General features: G+C 63.8%; 2 protein-coding genes and 1 pseudogene. 2 read left to right on the top strand and 1 reads right to left on the bottom strand.

Annotated features, from left to right (window positions below; translation table 11 throughout):
• Both AHiyo1_RS09450 and AHiyo1_RS09445 read left to right on the top strand, forming a co-directional pair.
• A pseudogene (locus AHiyo1_RS09450) lies at nucleotides 1–454 on the top strand (putative protein N(5)-glutamine methyltransferase); the annotation flags it as partial.
• Nucleotides 455–709: 255 nt separating this feature from the next.
• A complete protein-coding gene (locus tag AHiyo1_RS09445) occupies nucleotides 710–2,296 on the top strand; it encodes an MFS transporter (RefSeq protein ID WP_059388399.1) in 1,587 nt (528 codons plus the stop codon).
• 113 nt (nucleotides 2,297–2,409) lie between these two features.
• Here AHiyo1_RS09445 and AHiyo1_RS09440 read toward each other — a convergent pair.
• Nucleotides 2,410–2,704, bottom strand: a 295-nt coding sequence (locus tag AHiyo1_RS09440; RefSeq protein ID WP_172465554.1) for a hypothetical protein, incomplete at its 5' end; no start/stop codon positions are given.

The raw sequence follows: 2,704 nt of genomic DNA, 5'->3' as shown, positions 1-2,704 counted from the left end.
GGGCGGCATCGAGCTTCACGCGGCCGACGTCGACCCCTCTGCGGTCTGCTGCGCCCGCCGTAACCTCGGCCCGGTGGGCGGCCAGGTGCACGAAGGCGATCTCTATTCGGCGCTGCCGGATGCTCTTCGCGGCCGGGTTGACGTCCTAGTGGCCAACGCTCCCTACGTCCCCACGGACTCGATCGGGATGATGCCGCCAGAGGCCCGACTGCATGAACCGCGGGTGGCGCTCGACGGCGGCTCGGATGGTTTGGATGTGCAGCGCAGGATCGCTGGGGAGGCTCCGTTGTGGCTGGCTCCCGGTGGTCGGCTGCTGATCGAAACGAGCGTCCGGCAGGCCGCGACGACGGCGGCCCTGTTCGAGGACGCCGGGCTGTCCGCTCGGGTGGTCCATTCTGGAGAATTCGATGCCACGGTGGTGTTGGGAAAACAACGGGCAATCCACCGGAAATGATCAGCAAACTGTGCGTTCCGGGGCCCTGAATCAAACAATTTGGTAACGCACCTCCGGAGCACGCCAAAATCCGCGTGATTCCGGGGCTGCAGGGGGTCCGTGGATGTCAGACATTTGTGCCCGAAAGGGCCCGGAATGGCCCCGAAATTCGGAGCCCAACTCTAAGATTGGGCGAATCTCGCGTAAAATTGAAACCCTGCCCAGAGCGGAGCAGCTGTATGTCGCAAGCAAATGATCTCCCTAGGAGAAACACAAATGCCCACAGACCGAAGCATCACCGACTCTTCAGCAGGCGCTAGGAACGCCGCTGCAACGAGCAAGAACGCACCACGCGGTGCCTCAAAATTGAAACTTCCAACACGCCGTCGACTCAAAGTATCCGACGTCAACGTCGTTGACCAGCCCATGCTGAAAAAAGCACTCGGCGGCACGATCGTCGGCAACACGATGGAATGGTACGACGTCGGCGTGTTCGGCTACCTCATCACCACGATGGGGCCGGTCTTCCTGCCCGAGGCGGACAAGTCCGTGCAGACCCTGTTCCTGCTGGGAACATTCGCCGCAACCTTCGTGGCACGCCCCCTCGGCGGCGTTGTCTTCGGGTGGTTGGGCGACAAGGTGGGCCGCCAGAAGGTGCTCGCCACAACACTCTTGCTGATGGCGGCAAGCACCTTCGCCGTCGGACTCCTGCCCGGTTACGCACAAATCGGTATCTGGGCAGCGGCACTGCTCGTCATCCTGAAGCTTGTCCAGGGTTTCTCCACCGGCGGCGAGTACGCCGGCGCCACCACGTTCGTGAGCGAGTACGCTCCGGACAAGCGCCGCGGTTTCTTCGCGAGCTTCTTGGACATGGGCTCCTACATCGGCTTCGCCCTTGGCGCGGCGCTCGTGTCCATCCTGCAGCTCACCATCGGCCAATCGGCCATGGAGGACTGGGGCTGGCGACTGCCCTTCCTCATTGCGGGTCCGCTCGGCGTCATCGCCGTGTACTTCCGTAGCAAGATCGAGGAATCACCCCAGTTCCAAGCCACTTTGGATGCCCAGGAAGCCCTCGCCGCGGACGCCGCAGCGGGCGACGCCGCGGTAGCCAAGGGTCCCATCGGCATCGTGAAGGCTTACTGGCGCCAGATCATCCTCGCCATGATCCTAGCCGCAGCCGCCAACACGGTGGGCTACATGCTGACTTCCTACATGCCCACGTACCTGACCGAGTCCAAGGGCTACGACCCCGTTCATGGCACGCTGCTGACCATCCCCGTTTTGGTCGTCATGTCAGTCTGCATCCCGTTGACGGGCAAGCTCTCCGACCGGATCGGCCGCCGGCCCGTCCTGTGGATCGGGGCCGTCAGCACGGTCGTGTTCGCTGTTCCGGCCTTCCTGCTGATCGGCATCGGCGACATTTGGTCCACGCTTGCCGGCCTGGCCCTGATCGCCTTCCCGGTCACGTTCTATATAGCCAACCTCGCCTCCGCGCTTCCGGCGCTGTTCCCGACCTCGAGCCGTTACGGGGGAATGGGCATCGCCTACAACTTCTCCGTAGCGATCTTCGGCGGCACCACGCCATTCATTGTCGCCGCCTTGATCCAAGGCACCGGCAACGACATGATGCCCGCGTATTACCTCATGGGAACGTCCGTGGTTGGCGCAATCGCCATCTACTTCCTGCGCGAATCCGCACAGCGGCCACTTCCGGGCTCCATGCCAAGCGTGGACACGCAGGCCGAAGCCCGCGAGCTGGTTGCCACCCAGGACACCAACCCGTTGATCGACCTCGACGAAATGCCGTTCGACGACGGTCCCCTCGTAGCGGCGGATCCGGACCGGGACCCCGTTCCGGCCTAGGCACACTGCCGGTCCAGACACAGGGCGGACGGGGGCTGCGGGCGGCCCGCGTCTGCACAACAAGGCTGGTTATTTGTGGCGGTCCCGCCACAAATAACCAGCCTTGCCGCCGTTTAAGCCTTGCGGTCGGCTTTCTGCTCCTGCATCCGCTTTGCCTGCGCCTGGATCTTCGGGCCGTAGCCGCCGTTCAGGGCTGTGTCCCTGATGTGGGTTGCCTTGGCCACCCGGTCGCCGTCGGCTGCGTCCTTCAGCGCTTTCAGGTCCGCTTGCAGCGCGGCTGGAAGCTTCGCGGCCACTTTCGGGCGCTTGTCCAGGATGAACGTGGCGATCTTCGCGGCGCGTTGGCCGTAGTTCGGTTTGCTGCTGTCACCGTTCACGAAGAACCGCAGGGCCGCCGCGAGCGGATGC

It is taken from the genome of Arthrobacter sp. Hiyo1, assembly GCF_001263615.2.
In the GTDB taxonomy this organism is placed as follows: Bacteria; Actinomycetota; Actinomycetes; order Actinomycetales; family Micrococcaceae; genus Arthrobacter.
This window is presented reverse-complemented; position numbering and strand designations above follow the sequence as displayed.